Annotated in this window: 15 protein-coding genes, 1 tRNA gene and 2 pseudogenes; 8 read left to right on the top strand and 10 right to left on the bottom strand. The window is 66.8% G+C overall.

Annotated features, from left to right (window positions below):
* Positions 1–359, bottom strand: a pseudogene (locus tag L995_RS13980) (GGDEF domain-containing protein); the annotation flags it as partial.
* Positions 360–711: 352 nt separating this feature from the next.
* Between L995_RS13980 and L995_RS13975 the strand changes: the two are divergent.
* On the top strand, positions 712–2274 hold the full coding sequence (locus L995_RS13975) for a methyl-accepting chemotaxis protein (RefSeq protein WP_016446838.1): 1563 nt from the start codon (positions 712–714) through the stop codon (positions 2272–2274).
* A gap of 469 nt (positions 2275–2743) precedes the next feature.
* Here the strand turns inward: L995_RS13975 and L995_RS13970 are convergent, their stop codons facing one another.
* Together L995_RS13970 and L995_RS34665 are read right to left on the bottom strand one after the other, a co-directional pair.
* Positions 2744–3037, bottom strand: coding sequence for an H-NS histone family protein (locus L995_RS13970; RefSeq protein ID WP_016446839.1), 294 nt, complete (start codon positions 3035–3037; stop codon positions 2744–2746).
* 147 nt (positions 3038–3184) lie between these two features.
* Complete coding sequence (locus L995_RS34665) at positions 3185–3313, bottom strand: hypothetical protein (RefSeq protein WP_016446840.1); 129 nt, start codon at positions 3311–3313, stop codon at positions 3185–3187.
* A gap of 522 nt (positions 3314–3835) precedes the next feature.
* On the opposite strand from L995_RS34665, the gene L995_RS13965 reads away from it, so the two are divergent.
* Positions 3836–5656, top strand: coding sequence for a methyl-accepting chemotaxis protein (locus L995_RS13965; protein WP_016454855.1), 1821 nt, complete (start codon positions 3836–3838; stop codon positions 5654–5656).
* Between the two features lie 32 nt (positions 5657–5688).
* Here the strand turns inward: L995_RS13965 and L995_RS13960 are convergent, their stop codons facing one another.
* Positions 5689–7176, bottom strand: a complete 1488-nt coding sequence (locus L995_RS13960; RefSeq protein ID WP_047472332.1) for a GGDEF domain-containing protein — start codon at positions 7174–7176, stop codon at positions 5689–5691.
* A gap of 702 nt (positions 7177–7878) precedes the next feature.
* Here L995_RS13960 and L995_RS13955 point away from each other — a divergent pair.
* Together L995_RS13955 and L995_RS13950 are read left to right on the top strand one after the other, a co-directional pair.
* A complete protein-coding gene (locus L995_RS13955; protein WP_016446843.1) occupies positions 7879–8358 on the top strand; it encodes an Lrp/AsnC family transcriptional regulator in 480 nt (159 codons plus the stop codon).
* 176 nt (positions 8359–8534) lie between these two features.
* Positions 8535–10985 carry a penicillin acylase family protein gene (locus tag L995_RS13950; protein WP_047472331.1) on the top strand — a complete coding sequence of 817 codons (2451 nt, stop codon included), beginning with the start codon at positions 8535–8537 and terminating at the stop codon, positions 10983–10985.
* A gap of 104 nt (positions 10986–11089) precedes the next feature.
* On the opposite strand, the gene selD is transcribed toward L995_RS13950, so the two are convergent.
* Positions 11090–12148 carry a selenide, water dikinase SelD gene (gene selD, locus L995_RS13945; RefSeq protein WP_047472329.1) on the bottom strand — a complete coding sequence of 353 codons (1059 nt, stop codon included), beginning with the start codon at positions 12146–12148 and terminating at the stop codon, positions 11090–11092.
* A gap of 115 nt (positions 12149–12263) precedes the next feature.
* Here selD and L995_RS13940 point away from each other — a divergent pair, with 115 nt between their 5' ends.
* The 4 genes from L995_RS13940 (at position 12264) to L995_RS13925 (ending at position 15580) form a co-directional block, all read left to right on the top strand.
* Positions 12264–13076 (top strand): GNAT family N-acetyltransferase, encoded by an 813-nt coding sequence (locus tag L995_RS13940; RefSeq protein ID WP_047472328.1) that lies wholly within the window; start codon positions 12264–12266, stop codon positions 13074–13076.
* A gap of 200 nt (positions 13077–13276) precedes the next feature.
* Positions 13277–13846 carry a YfiR family protein gene (locus L995_RS13935; RefSeq protein WP_016446847.1) on the top strand — a complete coding sequence of 190 codons (570 nt, stop codon included), beginning with the start codon at positions 13277–13279 and terminating at the stop codon, positions 13844–13846.
* Complete coding sequence (locus tag L995_RS13930) at positions 13843–15072, top strand: diguanylate cyclase domain-containing protein (RefSeq protein ID WP_016446848.1); 1230 nt, start codon at positions 13843–13845, stop codon at positions 15070–15072. Before L995_RS13935 ends, L995_RS13930 begins: the two co-directional genes overlap by 4 nt.
* 1 nt (position 15073) lies before the next feature.
* Positions 15074–15580: an OmpA family protein gene (locus L995_RS13925; RefSeq protein WP_016446849.1), complete on the top strand. Its 507-nt coding sequence runs from the start codon at positions 15074–15076 to the stop codon at positions 15578–15580.
* A gap of 32 nt (positions 15581–15612) precedes the next feature.
* Here the strand turns inward: L995_RS13925 and L995_RS13920 are convergent.
* From L995_RS13920 to L995_RS13900, 5 genes and pseudogenes are all read right to left on the bottom strand, one after another.
* Positions 15613–15708 (bottom strand) — tRNA-Sec (locus L995_RS13920).
* 197 nt (positions 15709–15905) lie between these two features.
* Positions 15906–17858 carry a selenocysteine-specific translation elongation factor gene (gene selB, locus L995_RS13915; protein WP_047472326.1) on the bottom strand — a complete coding sequence of 651 codons (1953 nt, stop codon included), beginning with the start codon at positions 17856–17858 and terminating at the stop codon, positions 15906–15908.
* A gap of 10 nt (positions 17859–17868) precedes the next feature.
* Positions 17869–19323, bottom strand: a complete 1455-nt coding sequence (selA, locus tag L995_RS13910) for an L-seryl-tRNA(Sec) selenium transferase (RefSeq protein ID WP_047472325.1) — start codon at positions 19321–19323, stop codon at positions 17869–17871.
* A gap of 14 nt (positions 19324–19337) precedes the next feature.
* Positions 19338–20312: a formate dehydrogenase accessory protein FdhE gene (gene fdhE / locus L995_RS13905; protein ID WP_017407791.1), complete on the bottom strand. Its 975-nt coding sequence runs from the start codon at positions 20310–20312 to the stop codon at positions 19338–19340.
* Positions 20313–20518: 206 nt separating this feature from the next.
* Positions 20519–20749 (bottom strand): annotated as a pseudogene (locus L995_RS13900) (formate dehydrogenase cytochrome b556 subunit); the annotation flags it as partial.

Genomic DNA, 20749 nt, shown 5'->3' with positions numbered 1-20749 from the left:
CCGCGTAGATCGACCTGGATCCGGCTGTAGTAGTACAGCGCGGCCACAACCACCGCACCTATGAGCAAACCCAGCACGGGATGGGCCGAGACCCCGTAACGCCCCGCCATGCAGCGCGCAAAGCACCAGGTGCCAAACAGGTACATGGCGCCTGTGTACACGGCCCAATGGTGGAGTTGTTCGCGGGGGGCAATGCTCTGCCATGCAAGCGCCAGGGAAACCAGGGCATAGCCGCCGGCAATCCACAGCAGATAGCGCTGGCGACGCTGCACCAGCCAGCACACGGCCAGCGTGCAGCTGAGCAGCAAAATGCTCAGCGGCGCAATCAGTACATAGAGGCGATCGGTATCGAGTGACACATCCACAGCGTGTTATGCACTTGCAGGTGCGAAAGACGGCGGCTGGCAGCTTCCAAGCCCAGGCATTCAATGGCGCGGCAGCCGCAAGCGTCATTGCATTTTGCATCCGATGTCACCGGCGCTTGCCACTGCATATGCACTGTTCCGCGTTGTGCACAGCGGGTGATATCGGGTCTGCCCGCGCGCAGCCTCAAGTTCCCTGTATTTCTGACGAAAAAGCAAGTCATCTTTTCCGGATTGATGGGCCATGTCGATATGGCGGGGCTTTTCACCGGAAGACGGCCGGCGCTAGTGCGCGTGGCCTGTTGTTTCACCTTTCCTCTGTTCAGTTTTTCCGACGAGAGTTCTACGAATGAAATTTGATCAATGGAGCGTGTCCGCCAAGCTTTGGGGCACGCTGGGCGGCTTGCTGGCGATGATGCTTGCGGTATCGCTGTGGGCACAGTTTGCGGCGGCCCGCGCCATGGACCAGGGCATGCAGACGCTGTCCGAATATGAGAACCGCATCGGTCTGGCCATTCAATGGAAGGGCGCAACGGAAACCACGGGCGAGCGGGTGCTGGCCAGCAATGCCTCCACCGATGAGGAATTGACGCGCCTGCTCGACGGCCGGGTCAAGGAGGGCTCTGGCCTGATCACCAAGCTGCAGGCCGAGATCGTCAAGGGTGCCAGCGAGGCAGACAAGGCTGCGCTGGAGCGCATCGCCAGCATCCGTGCCGAGGTGCTGGCGCTGAACAAGCGGGCCCGCGAGATCAAGTTGACGGGCGATGCCGCGGCGTTCCGCGAGTTCGTCCAGCAACAGTACCTGGGTGCCATCGGCCGCTATGTGGACTCGCTGGAAGTCTTCGTGCAGCTGCAGCGCAGCCAGCGCGATGCGGCCATGGAGCAGGCCCAGGCCGCGCGCCAACAGGCCAGTGTGCTGGCCTGGATTGTCCAGGGCGTGGTGCTCCTGGCCGGACTGGCGCTGGCCTTCGTGCTGACGCGTGCCATCACGCGTCCGCTGGAGCGAGCCGTGCAACTGACCGATGCCATTGCGCAGGGCGACCTTACCGTGTCTGCCGAGGACAGCCGCAAGGACGAATTCGGTCATCTGCTGCGCTCGGTCTCGGGCATGGCGGCACGGCTGCGTGGCCTGGTGACGGAGGTGCGTGACAGCGTGCACTCGATCTCCACTGCATCCACCGAGATTGCCGCCGGGAATCACAACCTGTCTTCGCGCACCGAGCAGACGGCGTCGAACCTGGAGGAAACGGCCGCCAGCATGGAGCAACTGACCGCGACCGTGGGCCAGGCCGCCGACACCGCGCGCCAGGCCAATCATCTGGCCGGCAGCGCCGCCCAGGCGGCCGAGCGCGGGGGCGCCGTGGTGGGCCATGTGGTGGCCAGCATGGACCGCATCAGCGACAGCGCACGCCGCATCTCCGACATCATCGGCGTGATCGACTCCATTGCTTTCCAGACCAACATCCTCGCGCTCAATGCCGCCGTGGAAGCGGCCCGCGCGGGTGAGCAGGGCCGTGGCTTCGCTGTCGTGGCTGGCGAAGTGCGGGCCCTGGCCCATCGCAGCGCAGAGGCCGCCAAGGAGATCAAGGGGCTGATCAGCACCTCGGTCGATGCCGCGCAGGAAGGCTCTGCCCAGGTCGCCCAGGCCGGCCAGGTGATGGATGACATCGTGGGCAGCGTGCGCAAGGTCTCGGACATGATTGGCGAGATCACGGCGTCTTCCACCGAGCAGCGCGACGGTATTGGCCAGGTCAACCAAGCCGTCAGCCATCTGGACCAGATGACGCAGCAAAACGCGGCCTTGGTGGAGGAGTCCGCAGCGGCAGCGGCTGCACTGAGCGACCAGGCGCAGCGCCTGTCGGGCATGGTGGCCGTGTTCAAGGTTGGCAACGCTGTGCCAGCCCTGCGATAGCGCGTGCAGAAAAAAAAGGACCGCCGGGGGCGGTCCTGTTGCAGAGAAAAGCCGTGGCCCTTGCGGGCCTGCCAGGGTAAGTCAGTGAGAGGGGAGGGAGGAGATAGTCTCCCTGGCTCGGCTGGAAAATGGTTCGTGGTGGTGGCGGATTGCTCCAGTGGCCGTTGGGGCCTTGCCGTTGCGTGACGGGATGCCCATGGCTTGCGGGTGCTGCAATGACGTGGGCATCATGATTTTGGAGAGTGCAGGTGTAGGACAGTTCCCTGTGCGATACCTGCTGTTTCCCTTGTTGTGATTGCTTGGGTACCGAAACATGCAGGCACCTCTCGGCTCACACATCAGCACTACATTGAAGAATTTGTAACTTCTGGGCAATAGGGTTAACCCCTTGCTTCTGGCAACAAAAAGCCCGCACTTGGCGGGCTCTGTCGCAGCTTAGTGGCTGCCAGGGGGCGGGCTGCGCCGGACCTCATATGGCGAAGGGAGTGCGGTCCTTGCCTTCAATCCAGCGGGGCTGCTTGCCGCGGCCGGTCCAGGTCGCACCGGTGGCCGGATCGCGGTACTTGGGAACGCCGACCACGCGAAAACCAGCGCCAGTCTTGGCTTTGGACGAGGGAAAGACATCGGCCTCGGTCAATCCGTATTGGTCGATGATGGTGCGCACCTGGGCAATGGCTCCGGACTTTTCGGTCTTGAGCACTTCGGCGATCTGGGCTTCGAGCTGGGCTTTCTGCTGCAGCAGTGTCTTGTAGTCTGTGGTCATGTATATCAATGAATGTTGATCTGCCAATATAAAGGAATCCGGGAGAGCTTTTGGCAAAGTGAGCCTACACTGCCGCGCAACACCCGGATGACGACAGGCGTATTGTCAGAGAGCCTGTTTGAGAACAGGTTCCCATGTTGCCTGAGTCTAGGCGAGTCTGACGCTGATTTTTGTGGCGTATGGAAACCGGGTCATCGCATCTGCCACCGCTGCGCAGGTGCTGGGAAACAGGGCCGTGTAGCAGGCGCCGGCCACTTTGATGATGCATCGCTTCATGTTTCTCTCCCCTTGAATGACAGGTCTGCCTGCTTATCGGCATCTTTGCATCAAGATGAAACATTTTGTATCCTGCTCCCTGCCGATCCTGGTCAGGGGCCTTCATGGATCCATGGCAGTCCAGGAAGGGCAAGAAAAGGCCGCATGGTGCACCCCAAAAATATGAGGGAGGGAAAAACACAGGGTGCGCGGCGCAAACGGCAGGACCCTGTTGCAAGGCCCTGGCGTTTGCGACAAAAAGATCCCGCCTGCAGGGCGGGAAATGTCTGTGTTACAAATTGACACTATAGCATGCATCCGTCCAGGATGTGACGATAACTTGCAAAAACCTGACGACTCAGGCCCCGGTGGCGTTGCGAGCAAAGCGCTGCTTGCTCGAAGGGGTGGTGCAGCGGATCACCTGCAGCCAGGAAGCGTGCAATTGCAAGGGCAAGTACGCACTCTTTGAGCTCTGGCGGCCGGTGTGTCTCGGATAGGCTCGGTGGGCATCCACAGCCCTCGTTTTTGCCTTTACTACGCATCATGTTTCAAACACTTCGTGCCCGCCTGATCCTCATCTGCGTGGCAATCACAGTGGCCGCGCTGTTCGCGCTGTCCATGGCCACCTTCTGGACGGCGCGCGGCAGCACGCTGTCCGGCATCGACGAAAACATCGGCCAGCTCACGCAGGCCCATGCAGCCGCATTGACCGACTGGGTCCAGGACAAGCAGCGCATCACCGGCTCGCTGAAAACGGCGGTGCAACAGCCGGACCCGATTCCTTTCCTGCTGGCAGGCCAGCAGGCCGGCGGCTTCGATGACGCCTACTTCGTGCATGCGGACAAGCGTGCCGTGTTCACCCATCCCATGCCGGAGAACTACGACGGCACCCAGCGCGACTGGTTCAAGCAGGCCGTGCGGGAAGGCCGTCCGGGCGTCACGCCGGCCTACGTGGACGCCAGCACGGGTGAGCTGACGATCAGCTTTGTCGATCCGGTCGGGGCCTCGGGCGCGATCACGGCCGTCGTCGGCACCGATGTGCGGCTGGCGGCCATGTCCAGGAAAGTGGCGGCCATACGCCCCCAGGAAAAGAGCTTCGCCTTTCTGATGGACGGCGAAGGCCGTCTGCTGGCCTACGCCAGGCCCGAGCTGGCGCTCAAGCCCGCTTCGGCGATTGCACCGGAGCTCGATGCGGCCCTGATCAAGCGCCTGGCCGAGCAGGGCGGACGTGCCGACCTGGTGCTCGATGGAGAGCCGCAGATGGTCTACGCCGCCAAGGTGGAGGGCACGCCCTGGACGCTGGCCGTAGTGATCGACCGCGCACAGGCCACGCATTCCGTAAGCGCGCTGCTGCAGGTGGCCGCCTTCATCACCGCGCTTTCCGTGCTGGGTACGGCCGTGCTGTTGACCGTGGTGCTGCGCCGGATGCTCATGCGCCTGGCCGTGGCACGCGATGCATTGCAGGACATTGCTTCCGGCGAGGGCGATCTGACCCGCCGCCTCACGGCGGCAGGCCGGGACGAACTGGCGCAGATCGGCCAGTCCTTCAATCAGTTCGTGGACAAGATCGCCACGGTGCTGCTGCGCATTCGCGAATCGTCGGAATCGGTGCGCATGGCGTCGGCCGAGATCGCGGGCGGCAACCAGGACCTGTCGTCACGCACCGAGCAGCAGGCCAGCTCGCTGGAGCAGACGGCAGCCGCCATGGAGCAGATCACGGCAACCGTGCAGCAAAACGCGGCCAATGCCCGCCAGGCCAGCGAGCTGGCCACCAGCGCCTCGCAGATCGCCACGCAGGGCGGTGAGGCCGTGGGCCAGGTGGTGCAGACCATGGGTGGCATCGAGGCGTCGGCACGCAAGATCGAAAGCATCATCGGCGTGATCGACTCCATCGCCTTCCAGACCAACATCCTCGCGCTCAATGCTGCCGTCGAAGCGGCCCGTGCCGGCGAGCAGGGCCGTGGCTTTGCGGTGGTGGCCAGCGAGGTGCGCACGCTGGCCCAGCGCAGCGCCACGGCGGCGCGGGAGATCAAGGCGCTGATCGACGATTCCGTGGGCCAGATCGACACGGGCAGCCGGCTGGTGCGCAATGCGGGCACCACCATCGACCAGGCCGTGGACGGCGTGCGCAAGCTCAGCACGCTGGTGGCCGAGATCAGCAACGCCAGCCAGGAGCAAAGCCGTGGCATTGCCGAGGTGGGTAGCGCCATTGGACAGATGGACCAGGTCACGCAGCAGAACGCCGCCCTGGTGGAAGAGGTCACGGCGGCTGCGCAATCGCTGCAGCAACAGGCCGTGCAGCTGGCCCAGGCCGTGGCGGGCTTCAAGCTCGACGAAGGAAACGGCGCCCGCCGCCTGCGCTGAGCGCGGGCAAAACGCCGAGGCGGCGCCTGGTGTCAGGCCGCCTTGGCGCCCCCGGAATGCTCGCAGGCAAAGGCCGGTGTACCGGCCTCGTCCGGCCGCTCGCCCGCCACGAAATACCGGTCCCGGCCGCTGGCCTTGGCCTGGTACAGCGCCGTGTCGGCCGTGCGCAGCAAGGCGCTCAAACCCAGCGGAGGCTGGGCCATGTTCGTGCAGGCGATGCCAATGCTCAGCGTGGGGCAGATGGTTGCGCCATCGCTTGTCTCGATGCGGATTTCGCGCGTGGCTTCGCACAGCCGCTGGGCCACGGCGCTGGCCGTGGTGCAGTCGGCGCCAGGCAGCAGCACGGCAAATTCCTCGCCGCCCAGGCGGCCTATGAGTTCATGCGGGCGCAGCGCCTGCGACAGGCGGGCCGAGACTTCCTGCAGCACCCGGTCGCCAGCGGCATGGCCGTGGCGGTCGTTGGTGTGCTTGAAGTGATCCAGGTCCAGCATCAGCATGGCGCCCGACTGGTGCTCGCGCTGCAGGCGCTCCAGCGTGCGCTGAGCGCGCTCCAGAAAGCTGGTGCGTGCCAGCAGGCCGGTCAGCGCATCGTGGTTCACTGCATGGCGCAGTTTGCTGAGCATGTCCTTGAAGGCCATGAGCGTGCAGGCCACGGCCAGCGGGCCTATGGACAGCATGGCCAGGCCCAGGCGGAACGAGAACGTGGTCTCCAGTTCGGAACTGGGCGAGGTGAGCAGTACATCTGAAAATGTGGCCAGCTTGATGGCACAGCTGGCGAGGTTGAGCAGGGCGACCACGAACAGCCGGTAGCGCATGGCACACAGCAGCATGGCCGGCATGCTCAGGGACATCGCGCCCGGCCCGCCCAGGTAGATGGCAATGGCCTCGGAGATCACCAGGGCCAACAGCGGCAGCAGGGCCTGCACGATCTGCCTGAACGGCTGGCCACGCCAGGACAGCGGCTCCAGGCTTGCGGGAAAGCTCAACAGAACGGGCAGCAACAGGGTCATGTGCATCAGCTCGCTGCTGAACCACATGGCCATCATGGGCTGCCAGGGCCAATGCATCAGCTGGTGCATGCCCACCGAGCCCAGCACGGCGCCGACCACGCTCACAAGCAGGCTGCACATCACCAGGTGCAGCACCGATGAGGGGGAGCGCATCTGCCGCACCCGCAGCGGCAGGCGCCGCATCATCACCCAGCCGCAGGCCACGGCTGCCAGATCGGCGAAAGTCAGCCACAGGGTCTGGTCAAGCGGGCTGCCCGACAACCATTCGGCCAACGCCATGGCCACGGCGGCCGCCGTCCAGCAGTGTCTATGGCTGTAGGCGGGGCTGCGCAGCATCCAGCCCAGGAGCAGGGCGTTGGACAGCCATAGAGATGACAGATGCCCCGGAGAGCGCAGGCCCAGCGCCACGGCCGAGCACAGAAACAGCACCCCGCCCAGCACAAAGCTGTCCCGCCAGGGCGTTGCAGCTTGTGAAATCCACGGATCTCCAGATACGGCGCGATATGACATATGTCTCCCCTGTGGAGACTGAATGGAGGCACCGGACACTGCGCGCGTTCGTCGGGCATGCCGGGCATGCCCTTGTCATGGGGAACGAGCGGTCCGGCGGGCAGCGGGAAATCGGAAACCCTCCTTTGGCGTGCTGCGGCAAGCCGCGTAACTGCGGGCAGGCCCTGCGTCGGAAGCCGACGGATGCGGGGTAACTTGAGTTCACAAAATTTACGCCTGCGGGGCCAATCTAGCGGAAATGCATGTATTTGCAAGTACTGATCCATCATGCGTGCTGCGCCTTCCCAAGCGGTTTGCCGTGTTCCGTCGAGCCCGGCCAATACGGCCGCAGGCGGCAGCCCTGCCCGCGGAGCAGCGTCGCCAAAGGAAGGATGGGATGCATGCTAAGTATTTATGCGAGGTCCCAGCCGGGTGACATGCAGCGGCGGAGCATCGGGGTGTGTCGGTGGATTTGTAATTTGTTACTTTTGTTTCTGATAGCCATTACTCTTGCCTGGTGGTGCCCATGTGCCGTCGCTGCTGGGCGATGCGGGATGGGGATGCACTCCAGATGCGGCGGTTTCGGATGAAACGAGGATCTTGTTGATGAAAGCGACGATTTGCAGCGCATAGAATTGCCGGATTGGTGGATATATCTGCCGAAATGTTGAACACGTCCGAGCCGCCGCCATAGGCTCTTGCCGTTGACGTCCAGGGAACTGCATGGAATACCGTCTTGATGAAACCGACCGCCAACTGCTGCGCCTGCTGCAGACCAATGCGCGGGCTTCCACCGCGCATCTGGCCCGGCAGATGAATCTGGCGCGCACGACGGTGGTGGCCCGCATTGCCCGGCTGGAGCAGGAAGGCGTGATCGCCGGATACGGCGTTCGCCTGGGTGCGCGCGTGGAGCAGTCTGCGGTGCGCGCGTACTGCGGCATTCGCGTGCAGCCCAAGACGGCCACTTCAGTAATGCAGGCACTCAACCGTTTCACCGAGGTCGAGGAAGTCTCCGCCGTCAGCGGCCAGTACGACTACATGGTGTTCGTGCGCTGCGAGAGCAACGAAAAGCTCGACGCGCTGCTGGACCGCATAGGCCTGATCGACGGCATACAGCAGACCTATACCTCGGTGGTGCTCAGCCGCAAGATCGACCGGCGCATGACGGCGGCGCTGAGCCAGCTGGCTGAATCTGCCGCCTGAGTCTTCTGCCCGTGCTGGCCGATGGAGAGCTGGGTGGCTGTCCACATCGACTGTCGGGCATCAGACATTTCCTAGTGAAACTGCCGGGTAGGCAGTGCCTTGCCTCGCTCCTATGCTGATGCGGGCCCCGTGGCAGACCGGGGCCTTTGTGTACGCATAACACCAGGAGACAAAGCATGCACCCAGCGCTTCGCAGTGGATGGAAACCCTTGTCATTGATAGCCCTGGCCGCCTTGGCGGCCTGCGGCGGTTCGGGAGACGGCTCCGGCAGCAAGTACAGCGCGGAGATCCGCCGCACGGAGATGGGCATTCCGCACATCAAGGCCAAGGACTGGACGGGCCTGGGCTATGGTGCGGGCTATGCCCAGGCGCAGGACAACCTGTGCACCATGGCCGACTCCTTCCTGACCTACCGCGGGGAGCGTTCGCGCCACTTCGGCGGCGATGCCCAGGCCGTCTATGACAGCACCATCGACCGGCCGCGCAACATCGATTCGGACTTCTTCTTCCGCCATGTCGTCTCCGATGACGCCGTGGCCGCCATGATCCAGGCCCAGCCCGACAAGCTCAAGCAACTGGTCGATGGCTTCGTGGCAGGCTACAACCGCGTGGTGCGCGAGACCCCCGCCGGGGCCAAGGCCAATGCGGCCTGCGCGGGCCAGCCTTGGGTGCAGGCCATCACGGCCCAGGACATCTGGCGGCGCATGTACACGGCCAATCTGGCCGGCGGCTACAGCAATTTCGTGGCCCAGATCGCCAATGCCGTGCCGCCTGCAGCGGCTGCGGCGGCAACGGCCTCGGCCAAGCCGGCAAAGGGCCGGTCGGCCGCGACGCAGCTGGCCGCGCTCAAGCCGGGCCAGGTGGTGGCGCCATCATTGCAGGTGGGCGGCACCACGGGCATAGGCAGCAACATGTACGGCTTCGGCCAGCAGGCCACGGGCGGCGGCAGCAGCGTGCTGTTCGGCAATCCGCACTGGTACTGGAAGGGGCCGGACCGCTTCTACCAATCGCAGCTCACGATTCCGGGCGAGATCGACGTCAGTGGCGCCAGCTTCCTGGGTATCCCGATGGTGCTGATCGGCTTCAACAACGACGTGGCCTGGAGCCATACCGTGTCCACGGCGCGGCGCTTCGGCCTGTTCATGTACCAGCTGGCGCCCAATGATCCGACCCGCTATGTGCGCGACGGCAAGACCGAGGCCATGCAGGCCAGCAGGATCACGGTGAGCGTGCGCAATGCCTCCGGCGGGCAGGACCAGGTCACGCGCACGCTGTACAAGACCGTTCACGGCCCCGTGGTCAACCTCGGCGCCATGGACCCGGCGCTGGGCTGGACCACGCAGAGCGTGTTCGCCATCCGCGACATCAACGCCTACAACTACCGCACCTTCCGCAACTGGCTGCGCTGGAACCAGGCCAAGTCGCTGGACGAGTTCATCCGCATCCAGAAGGAGGAGTCGGCCATTCCCTGGGTCAACACCGTCGCTGCGGGACGCGGCAACGCCCAGGTCTGGTATGCCGACATAGGCGCCGTGCCCAACGTGCCGCCCGCGCAGCTGCAGGCCTGCGCCACGCCGGCCTCGGCAGCCATCAACGCGGCGCTGCCCCAGGTGCCGGTGCTGGCCGGCGGCAGCAGCCAGTGCGACTGGGGCTCGGATGCGGATTCGGTGCAGGCCGGCGCCATCGGCCCGGCACGCATGCCCAGCCTGCTGCGTGGCGACTACGTGGGCAACATGAACGACAGCTACTGGCTGTCCAATGCCTCGGCACCGCTGACCGGCTATCCGGCCATCTTCGGCTCCACCTCTTCAGCCCAGAGCCTGCGCACGCGCCTGGGCCACACCATGGCGCTGCAGCGGCTGGCGGGCACGGACGGCTATCCGGGCAAGCTGGCCACCAGCGACATCGTGCGCCAGATGGTGCTGGACAGCCGTGTCTACAGCGCGCGCTTCAAGGACGAGGCATTGGCCCAGGTCTGTCCAGGCCCCGTGTCCTCGGCGGGTGAAACGGTGGACGTCTCGGCTGCCTGCACGGCGCTGCAGGCCTGGGACGGCACGGGCACGGCGGCATCCAGGGGCTCCCATGTCTGGGACGAGTTCTGGAAGCGCGTGGCCAGCCAGATCAAATCGGCCGACCTGTATGCCGTGCCCTTCGATGCGGCCGACCCCGTCAACACGCCGCGTGGCATCAAGCCCACGGCCAAGGCGGCGCTGCAAAAGGCGTTCGCCGAAGCAGTGAAGGCCGTGCAGGCCAGCGGCTTTGCCATGGATGCGGCGCGCGGCACCGTGCTGTTCTCGCAGCGTGGCGGAGAGAAGACGGCACTGTATGGCGGATGCGGCGAGGTGGGCTACTTCACCATCACCTGCTCGGAAAACAAGATAGAGCAGGGCGGCTACAGCATGGACGGGCAGCCGCACGGCAACAGCTACATGCAGGTGGTGAGCTTCCCGGCGGCCGGAGTGGAGGCCCATACCTTCCTGACCTTCTCGCTGTCGGACGATCCTGCCTCGGCCCACTATGCGGACTACACCAAGGCCTACGGTGCGCGCCAGTGGCTCAAGCTGCCGTTCACCGACAGCGCCATCCAGGCCAGCCCGGCCTACAAGACGCAGACCGTGAGCGAGTGACATCCGCTGTCCGGCGTGATGCAGTGCCCGCCTGAGGGGGCTGCATCCGGCATGCAATGCAAACGGGGGCCCAGGCCCCCGTTTCGCTTGACTGGTTGCCTGGCTCAGTCCACCACGACGCGGGCCTGGCCCGCTTCCATGCGGCCGACGATGGCTGCATCGCCAAAGCCCTGTTCGGCAAACAACGCAAGCACCTGGTCCGCCACATCGGGCGTGCACGATACGAGCAGGCCGCCCGAGGTCTGCGGATCGGTCAGCAGCGCGCGCTGCGCATCGGTGATGCCGGCGCCCAGCACCACCTGCGTGCCATATGAGGCCCAGTTGCGGCCCGAGGCGCCCGTAATGACGCCCTGCTCGGCAAAGCCCTGCACCGTGGGCAGCACGGGCAGGCTGCGGCTGTCGATGCGCGCCGTCAGGCCCGCGCCGCGTGCCAGTTCCAGGCCGTGGCCCAGCAGGCCGAAGCCCGTCACATCGGTCAGCGCGTGCACGCCGTCCATCTTGCCCAGCGCCGTGCCGGGGCGGTTGAGCAAGGTGGTTGCCTCCACCATGGCGCGGTAGCCGGCTTCGTCCAGCAGGTTCTTCTTGAGCGCGGCCGACAGAATGCCCACGCCCAGCGGCTTGCCCAGGATCAGCACATCGCCGGCCTTGGCGTCGGCGTTGCGTTTCATCTGGCGCGGGTTGACGATGCCGATGCCCACCAGGCCGTAGATGGGCTCGACCGAGTCGATGGAGTGGCCGCCGGCCAGTGGAATGCCGGCATCGCGGCAGACCGACTCGCCGCCTCCCAGGATCTTGGCAATGGTGTCGTGCGGCAGCACATTGATGGGCATGCCCACGATGGCCAGGGCCATCAGCGGCTGGCCGCCCATGGCGTAGATGTCGGACAGCGCATTCGTCGCGGCGATGCGGCCGAAGTCATACGGATCGTCCACGATGGGCATGAAGAAATCCGTGGTCGCCACGATGGCCTGCTCGTCGTTGATGCGGTAGACGGCGGCGTCGTCAGCGGTCTCCGTGCCCACCAGCAGGTCCGGGAAGAACTGCTTGGGCAGCGCGCTCTTGCCGATCAGCTCCGCCAGCAGGCCCGGCGCGATCTTGCAGCCGCAGCCGCCGCCATGGGACAGCGAGGTGAGTCGGGGAGCTTGGGAGGTGTCTGTGGTCATGGAGCAATCCGGCGAACGGGGGCGATCGCAGTAGTGGAAAAGAGTGCCTGCCGCCAGCGCGGCGGCGCGGCGGCGCGGCGGCGCGCCATATTATGGGCGGGCACGGCGTGCGGCCATGGTACAAGCGGGCATGTCCAAGTCTTTCGCTCATGACCGCGCATCCGTGGACTGCGATCCCGAGACGGTGGTCGGCGTGGAGCAGCGCGGCTTCAACGCCTGGCCAGCCCAGCGCACCGTGCTCTGCGGGGACTGGCTGCTGCGCGCCGCGCAGGGCCATACCAAGCGGGCCAACTCGGCCAATGCCCATCAGCCCGGCGCCCGCCTTGGCGCCTTGCTGGCGCAGATCGAAGCCTTCTACCAAGGCCAGGGCCTGCCGCCCGTCTTCCGCCTCTCGCCCCTGGCCAGCCCCGAGGCCGATGCCCAGCTGGCGCAGGCCGGCTACCTGCTGGCCGATCCTTCGCTCGTGATGCGCGCAGACTTGGCGGACATGGCGCAGCCGGCGGACGAAAAAGGCTGGACCCTCGCCATGGATGCCCGGCCCGGTGCGGCCTGGCTGCAAGGCTTTGCCGAGGCCGGCGCCGTGCCGCCCCGTCACAGGCAGGCGCATCACCACATGCTGCAGTCCATTGCCTGGCCCGCCGCCTTTGCCACGCTGCGCGTCGGGGGCGAGGTGGCCGGGTTCGGCCTGGCCGTGCTGGAGCGCGGCTGCGTGGGCCTGTATGACATCGTCATCGCACCTGCAATGCGCGGGCGGGGGCTGGGCCGTGCGCTGGTGTGCGGCCTGCTGCACTGGGGACGGACGCAGGGGGCGCAATGGGCCGAGCTGCAGGTGCGGGCTCCCAACCGGGTGGCGCGCGGGCTGTATGAAAGCCTGGGCTTTCATCCGCTCTACGCCTATCACTACCGCCTGCCTGCCGCGGCGCCTTGATGTGCCGCAGCGACTAAGAAAGGATGATGACCCAGCGCGACACTCCGGGTGCTCCGAGGCGGGCGATATGTGAAAAAATGCTTCGATGCGCCGTCGTGGTGCAATGCATGGATTTCCCGTTCAAGGAGCCTTGGTTGGCTGTTCGCATAAATCGCTCACAGCGCTCGCAGCGCTCACTTCTCCCATCCCGCAGGTGGTGCATGGGTGGCAGGATCAAGGGCCTGCCGCCCGCCTGGGCCTGGGTGGCCGTGTGCCTGCTGGCGCTGCAAACGGGTTGGGTGGGGCTGGTGGGGCAGGCGCATGCCGAACCATCGGCCGACGAGCATGAGCTGGGCGTGACACGCACAGTCTTAGGCATCCTGGGCTACACGCGCTGGCCCACGGAAAGCGCGGTGCTGCGGCTGTGCGTGGTGGGCTCCACCGAATATGCCGATGACCTGCTCAATGGTGCCCCGCAGACCGTGGGCAGCCAGCGGCTGGAAGTCCGGCGCGTCGTGCTTTCCGATGCGCGCATCCTGGCCGAATGCGAAGGCATCTATGCCGGCCAGCTCGATGAAGCGGCCTGGCGCAAGCTCATGGAGCAACTGGCCGGACGGCCGCTGCTGACCATCAGCGAGCGGGGAGAGCTGTGCCGCATCGGCGCCATGTTCTGCCTGCGCCGCCGTGGCGAGGGCGCGGGCTTCGAGGTCAGCCTCGACTCCGTGGCACGCAGCGGCCTGCGCGTCAATCCCAAGGTGCTGCAGCTTGCGCGCCACAGGACGTTGCCATGAAGTTGTTCCTGTCCGGCAGCGCCTCCCTGCGCAACGTGATCCGCCGCGCGCACATGCGCATGGCGGCGGTGGCCATTGCGCTTGCGGGCGCGCTGCTGCTCATCGTCGGCGTGGCCACCCTGCGTCTTTACCTGTCCAACAACCTGCATCTGGTGGCACGTTCGCTGGCCTATACGGTCGAGGCATCGCTGGTCTTCGGTGACCGTGACGAGGCTGCCCGCGTGCTGGACCAATTGCTGCGCGGCGAAGGCGTGGCCCATGCCGAGGTTTTCGATGCCGAGCAGCGCCCGTTCGTGCAGTGGTCGGGCCATGGCGGCTCGGCGCTGTCCAGCGTGGGTGAGCTGCTGGCCATAGGCATAGGCCTGCCGCGCGCCGAGGCCGATGTGCGCCAGGATGGCCGCCTGGTCGGGAGCGTGCAGCTGTCCAGCGATGGCGTGGGCCTGGTCCGCTTTCTGGGCGCAGGCTTCATCGTGCTGGTGCTGTGCGTCGGCGTGAGCGGCTATGTGGGGCTGCGTCAATCGCGCCGCATGCTGCGCGACATTGCCGAACCGCTGCAGCAGTTGGCGCGCGTGGCGCACGCCGTGCGCCATGACCGGTCCATGGACCAGCGCGTGCCGCTGGCGCGCATTGCCGAACTGCGCGAGTTGGGAGACAACTTCAATGCCCTGCTGGCCGAGCTGCAGACACGCCACGAGCGGCTGCAGCAGCAAAATTCGGCCCTGGAGCGCCAGGCTTCGCGAGACAGCCTCACGGGGCTGGCCAACCGCCTGCATTTCGAGCAGCGCCTGCAGCAGGCGCTGGACAACGCGGCCGAAACCGGACAGAAGCTGGCCGTGCTGTTTCTGGACAACGACCGCTTCAAGCAGGTCAACGACGCGTACGGCCATGCTGTGGGCGATGTGCTGCTCAAGGCCGTAGGCGCAAGACTGCGCTCGCAGGTGCGCGAGAGCGATCTGGTCGCGCGGCTGGGCGGCGATGAGTTCGCCATCCTGCTCTATCCCGTGGGCGGGGGCGGCGATGCGCAGATGGTGCGGGACAAGATAGAGGCCGCCATGCATGAGCCTTTGGTGGTCAGCGAAGGCGTGGTGCTGCAGCCTTCGGTCAGTGCGGGCGTGGCCCTTTTTCCCAAGCATGGCCAGAGCATGGAGACGCTGATGCGCCATGCCGACCAGGCCATGTACCAGGCCAAGGCCATGCGCCAGGCCGAACGAGTCACAGGAGGATGACATGTTGAAACGACGGAGCTGGACCCGGATGTGCGGCGCAGGTGCGGCCGCTGTGCTGGCCCTTGCGCTGGCGGGCTGCAAGGCGGCGCCCGAGGCGCCGCCTACGCCGCAGGGCCTGACCGAGCAGCAGCAGCAAGTGCTGCGCAGCCAGGGCTTTGCACAGGCGGAGCAGGGCTGGGAGCTGCAGATGTCGGGCAAGCTGCTGTTCGGCTTTGACTCGGCCGAAGTCGGCGCCCAGGCGCGCACCAAGGTGCTGGAACTGGGGCGGGCGCTCAAGGGCGTGGGCATAGAGCGGCTGCGCGTGGAAGGCCATACGGACGATCGCGGCAGCGATGCCTACAACATGCGCCTGTCGCTGCGCCGCGCCGAAGCCGTGGCCGATGTGCTGGCCGAAGCCGGCCTGGCGCGCCAGGATATCGAGGTCAAGGGCCTGGGCCGCGCCATGCCCGTGGTGCCCAGCGATGCGGCGGAGAACCGCCGCGTGGCCATCGTCGTGCCCTTGCAATAGCCGGAACCTGGCTGGGATCAGAGTCGGGGGATTGGCGGAAAGCAGCAGGAGTCGAACCTACCCAGGAGCGGCTGACGCCCCTGACCGGGTTTGAAGCCCGGGCGCACCACCGGGTGCGTATGCTTTCCAGGATGTTAGGCACCCCCTGAGCGGCTGGCGCCGCTTCCCCCTCTCTACTCGCTGCGCGAGGGAGGGGGACGACGCCATCGGCTAGGCGCCCCCGCCGCAAGGCGGCTCTTGCTCGGCGTCCCCGGGTTGGGCCGCGCCATTGCAGGTGCTATGCCCAAAACCGGCTATTGTAGCGGTCCCATGGGAGCGTCATGGCTCAGCTTTTGGGTGGGGTGAGCGAATTTCCGCCAGTGGTCCACTGCACATCGGGGCGCAGCAGGTGGGCGTCGCGCAGGCGGCGGGTGTAGCCGATGCGGTCGAAGAATTCGAGGATCTGGATGGCGCGCTTGCGGCCCAGGCCTGTGGCATCGCGAAAGGCGTGGGCCTGGATTTCGCCGTTGGGGGTGGCGGCGGCCAGTTCGCGCACCAGGGCGGCGAGTTCGTCCGTGCGGGCGGCGGAGTAGAACAGGTCCTTGGTCACCTGAAACAGCAGTCCCTGGCGCGCGAGTTTGCGCAGCAGCTGGCGCACGGTTTCCTCGCCGATGGCGTTGTCGCGTGCCAGGTCGCGCACCCAGGGCGGGTCGTAGCGGCCGGCTTCGATGGCCGGCAGCAGTTTCTGGGCGATCTGTGTTTCGCTGTCCGACAGTTGCACGCTGTGGCCGGGCAGGTGCAGCCAGGCGCCGCTGGAGGCCAGGCTGCCATCCTGCAGCAGCGTTTGCAGCAGGCCTTTCCACAGCGCGTCATGTCCTGCATGGACCAGGCCGGACAGTGCCATGCGGCGCAGGCGTGCCGCGTTCACACCGGGCTCGTCGGGGTTTTTTTCGTGAAAGCGCGCCATGCTGTCCAGCACCTGGCCGCGCAGCTGCGTCCAGCGTGCGTCACCCAGCAACAGCGTGTCGCCCTCGGCCAGTGGAAGTCGGTGCAGCCGGTGCCCGACGTTGTCCGTGGCCACGGATGCGCGGCCCGTCAGGCGCATGAGCTGCGACGTGGCAATGCCGTGCGCCGCGCCTTGCACCAGCGCGCTGGCGTCCCCGGTGGCAATCAGCGATTCCAGCGCCTGCAGATAGGCCGTGCGCTCGGGACTGCGGCGCTTGCGTGCGGGAGCAAAGGGGTCGATGACGCTGCCGCCCGCAATCGTACGGTTGGCCTGGGCATTGCGCACGATGAGCCGGTCGCCGGGTTGGGCATGTACGGGCATGTCCAGCACCAGTTGGACGATGGCCTGCTCGCCGGGACCCAGCGGCTGGTCCTGCAGCAGGGCCACGTGGGCCGTGCAGCGCGCCGTACCGATGTGCACATGCACAGGCGTCCATTGGGCCAGTGATGGCGCATCGGCCAGCAGTTGCAGGCGCACGTCGATCCGGTCGCTGGCCTGCAGCAGCCGTGCGTCGGCGATCCAGTCGCCGCGCGTGATGGCTTCCTTGGCAATGCCCGACAGGTTGAGCGCGCAGCGCTGGCCGGCAAGGCCCCGCTCGCTGGCCTGGTTCTGGGCATGCAGGCTGCGCACGCGTACCTCGGTGCCCGAGGCCGAATGCACCAGCGTGTCGCCCACCTTCACCTGGCCGCCGAACACGGTGCCCGTGACCACGGTGCCCTGGCCGGGCAGCGTGAAGCTGCGGTCCACGGCCAGGCGGAACAGTCCGTCGCTGGCCCGCGCGGGAATGGACTGGGCGCGCGCCATGAGGTGCTCGCGCAGCTGCGCCACGCCCGTGTCACCGGGCTGGGCGGCGGCGGTGGGAAAGACCGGGGCGCCGGCCAGCGCCGTGGGCGCCAGCAGGGACTCGATCTCGGCACGCACCTGCTGCAGGCGCTCGGGCGTGGCGCGGTCGGCCTTGGTCAGGGCCACGGTGCCTTCGCGCACGCCCAGCAGCTGCAGGATGTCCAGGTGCTCGCGCGTCTGCGGCATGACGCCGTCGTCGGCCGCCACCACCAGCAGGGCGTGGTCTATGCCCACGGCGCCTGCGGCCATGGTGTGCACGAATTTTTCGTGGCCGGGCACGTCGATGATGCCCAGTACCTCGCCATTGGGCAGCGGCGTGTAGGCATAGCCCAGCTCGATGGAGATGCCGCGCGCCTTCTCTTCCTTGAGGCGGTCGGTGTCCACGCCCGTGAGCGCGCGCACCAGGGTGGTCTTGCCGTGGTCGATGTGGCCGGCGGTGCCGATGATCATGCGTTCGTCCTCAGGCGATGTGCAGCAGCGGCAGCTGTTCGGTGAAGGCCGGCTCGTCGGCTGCCTCCAGGCAGCGCAGGTCCAGCCACAGCGCGTCGTCATGCAGCCGGCCGATGACGGGGCGGGGCAGGCCGCGCAGGCCCGCTTCAAGCCGGGTGAGCTGGCGGCCGGCCTGGCGACCGTCGGCCGGATGCAGGCGCAGGCCCCAGCTGGGCAGGTTCTCCACGGGCAGGGCGCCGCTGCCGATCTGACTGTTCATCTCGGCGGTCTCCACCACATAGCGGCTGCCCAGCGCCTGCTGCACCAGCGGCTGCAGCGCCTGCGCGCGGGCCTGCATGTCGGCCTGGGGGCGCGTGAACAGGCGCAGCGTGGTCAGGCGCTCGGCCAGCTTTTCGGGGTGCAGGTACAGGCGCAGCGTGGGCTCCAGCGCGGCCAGGGTGAGCTTGCTCAAGCGCAGCGCGCGCTTGAGCGGGTGTTTCTTGATGCGGGCGATCAGGTCCTTGCGGCCCACGATCAGGCCGGCCTGCGGACCGCCCAGCAGCTTGTCGCCACTGAAGGTGACGATGTCGGCGCCCGACTCGATGGTCTCGCGCACCGTGACCTCGTAGGGCAGGCCCCATTCGCGCAGGTCGACCAGGGTGCCGCTGCCCAGGTCCACCACCATCTGCAGGCCGTGCGCGTGGGCAATGGATGCCACCTCGGCGTCGCTCACGGCCTTGGTGAAGCCGGTGATGGCGTAGTTGCTGCAGTGCACCTTCATGAGCAGGCCGGTGTGTTCGCCGACGGCGCCTTCGTAGTCGCGCGCATGGGTACGGTTGGTGGTGCCCACCTCGACCAGGGTGGCGCCCGCGCGCGTCATCACGTCGGGGATGCGGAAGGCCCCGCCGATCTCCACCAGCTCGCCGCGCGAGACGATGACCTCGCGCCCGCCCGCCAGCGTGGCCAGGGTCAGCAGCACGGCGGCGGCGTTGTTGTTGACCACGGTGCAGGCCTCGGCGCCCGTGAGTTCGCAGACCAGGGATTCGATCAGGTCGTCGCGGTCGCCACGGCCGCCGTCCTCCAGGTCGTACTCCAGGTTGGCCGGCGCCGTCATGGCGGCCACCACGGCATCCACGGCCTCCTGCGGCAGCAGGGCGCGGCCCAGGTTGGTGTGCAGCACCGTGCCCGTGAGGTTGAAGACCGTGCGCAGACGGGGTGCAAAGCGCCGCGCCAGGCGAAGGCCGGCCGCCTGGATCACCTCAGTGATGCCGGGCGCGCCTGCATCGGGCTCGCCGGACCGCAGCCGCTCCTGCGCATCGGCCCGCATCTGTGCCAGTGTCTCGCGCACGGCCTGGGTGCAGGCATCGAGGCCGTGGCGCTCGCGCAGCGCGAGCATGTCGGCGCTCAGCAGCACCTTGTCCACGGCAGGCAGGCGCAGCGCGGACGGGGTGGAGGAAGCGGCAGAGGTGGCGGCGGTATCGGTCATGGTGTGCGAAAGGGTCAGGCAGCAGGCGTGGCGGGGTCGATCAGCGCGTCGCCGGCCTCGTCCTGCTCCTCGGCAAAGGCCACGTAGAGCAGGGGATTGGCGCTGGCGCGCTGAAAGCGCGTCTCCTCGCCCATCAGCAGGTCCAGCATCAGCGAGGCCAGGTCGTCGGCCAGGGGCTCGGCCATCGGGTCCTTTTCCTGGTTGACCACCTTGCGGTAGCTGCCGCATTCCTCGCAGGTCTCGGCCAGCACGGTATCGCCGGCGCCATCGATGCCCTGGTACTCGACGCCCTTGGTCGACTCGCAGTGGGAGCACTTGACGCGCACCATGTGCCACTCCGTGCAGCAGGTGCCGCAGTGCAGGTAGCGATGGCCTGCGGCCTTGCCGCCAATGCGCAACACGCTGGCCACGGGCTCGCTGGCGCAGACGGGACAGATCGAGGCGGGATCGGTATAGGGCACGTCGCGTGCGTTCAGGCCGCTGGCGCGCGTGGCAAACACCACCTGCAGCGCAGCCATCACAAAGGGCGCCATGCCCACGTGGCGGGCCGCCACTTCCTTTTGCAGCAGCCGCTGCGCGATCTCGTCACGCCCGGCCGTGTCCAGCGCGCGCAGCTCCTGCAGCAGCGGCTGCAGCGGCGCTGGCAGGCCGTCGGCGCCCGACAGGGCATCGAGCATGCGGTCCAGCACGCCATGCCAGGCGGCATCGATATGGTCGGCGGCAGGCAGCAGCGGCATGGAATGCTCCTGCGCCCGCGCGATCAGCGCCGCATCGGGCTCGGCCAGCGTCAGCTGCCCGGCCGCCTTGGCCTGCGCGTCCACGATCTGCGCCACAAACCGCAGATAGTCGGCAATCGGATTGCCCTCGGCCAGCTGCCGCAGCCGCGCCGCCCGCTCGACGAACAGCGCCGGCAACTGCGGCAGCAGCACGCGCGGAAAACTGGTGTGGTCCAGCGACTCGATATCGCCGGGTTGAAGAATGCGTTGCATTGGAATGAATCCCAAAAAAACAGCCGCCCGGATCGCTGGGCGGCTGGGTGCTCAGGCTGATGCCTAGTATGACGCCATGTCTGTGAAAACTGGCGCGGCCCAAGGCGAGGGGCACCGAGGAAGGGCCGTCCCGCACCGAGGGTGCCGTCCCCCTCCCTCGCGCAGCGAGTAGAGAGGGGGAAGCGGCGTAAGCCGCTCAGGGGGTGTCAGTCATTATCACCGGTCATCTTGCGATACCACCCCCGGTGGTGCTGCTTGGCCCAGGCCCGTGTCACCGTGCCGTACAGCATGGCGCGGATGGTGCCCCGGGTCCAGATGGCCGCGTACACGTGCATGATGATCAGGCCGATCATCCACACGCCCGCAATGGCGTGCACCACCGAGGCGGCGCGCACCACGTTGACGGGCAGCGTCCACCAGGCGCGCCACATGAGCGC

Source organism: Delftia sp. ZNC0008 (assembly GCF_000799035.1).
In the GTDB taxonomy this organism is placed as follows: domain Bacteria; phylum Pseudomonadota; class Gammaproteobacteria; order Burkholderiales; family Burkholderiaceae_C; genus Comamonas; species Comamonas tsuruhatensis.
The sequence above is the reverse complement of the archived record's forward strand: the minus strand, read 5'-3'. Positions and strand labels throughout refer to the sequence as shown.